This is a genomic window from Microbacterium sp. Bi128 (assembly GCF_918698205.1).
The window spans coordinates 1-1001 of record NZ_CAKKMM010001692.1 but is presented as its reverse complement, the minus strand read 5'-3'; the positions used below and the strand labels follow the sequence as shown (position 1 = coordinate 1001).

Genomic DNA, 1001 nt, shown 5'->3' with positions numbered 1-1001 from the left:
GCAGTGGTCTGCAGGCCGGTATAGGCGGCCAGTTCGCCGCTGGCCCGGTGCCGTGCCGCCACCACGAGGGAGGACTGGCCGGCGCGCCGCCAGGTGTCCTCGACGTGGCGGACCCGGGCGACGTCCCAGATTTCCGGCTCGTAACTCAGCGCACCGGAGGGGGCGTCGGTGCTCATGCGGGACATGAGCACCGCGAGCTGGGCGGCATGTTCCTCCGGGCAGGAATCGGTCCAGTGCAGCAGCTCATAGTCCCCCGCGCGGGCCAGGGCGTCCCGTTCCAGGGCGTCGAGGTCCGCGGCGGGCGGGACGTCGAGCGAACTGAACCGTTCGACCTGCTCCAGGCGGTAGCCGGCTTTTCCGGCGAAGCGGACGCCCGGCGCGCCGGCGGGCAGCGCTCCGGTCCCCGTGGCGGGCTTGATGAGGTTGGTGCCATCGACGTCGAAATCGGCCGGGTGCTCGGTGAAGGTCTGCAGGATGGTCCTCCCGTCGGCGGAGGCCAGCGCCTCGGCGTGCTCCAGCAGTGCCCGGCCGATCCCCCGCCCGGCGAAGGCATCCAGGACGCTCACTTGCAGCAGCGCACTGCCCAGATTCTCCTGCAGTTCACAGCGGACCCAGGAGTTGGCCGCCATGCGCCCGTCGACGCGGACGAAGAAGAGCCGCAGCCGGGTGTACGCCGTGTCCCGCCAGTACTGCAGGCGGGCCGCCGCGGACGATGCCCGGTCCAGGTTGCCCCAAGTCTGCAGGATGAGCTCATCACAGAGTTCCATGAATTCGAGGAACTCTGCCGTATCAGCGGCATCGGTGTCGGCAGCATCAAGGCTGGCGGGCAGGGAGAGTTCCTCGATGAGGTACGACGGCGTAGTCACCGGGACAGCCTAACCGGCAAGTCCGGCGGCACCAAGGGTCCCGGATGCCAAACGTTTCGCACGCCACGGGGTCCCGGCGCAGGACGGCAAAAGGCCGCCCCGCAGTTGCGGGACGGCCTTTGGCTGGAACCGGCG

The 1001-nt window shown here is 69.8% G+C and carries 1 protein-coding gene; it reads right to left on the bottom strand.

The features are described from left to right. Nucleotides 1-866: GNAT family N-acetyltransferase (locus LQV45_RS35570; protein WP_230012769.1), on the bottom strand; the 866-nt coding region annotated here is incomplete at its 3' end. Nucleotides 867-1001 lie beyond the last annotated feature (135 nt).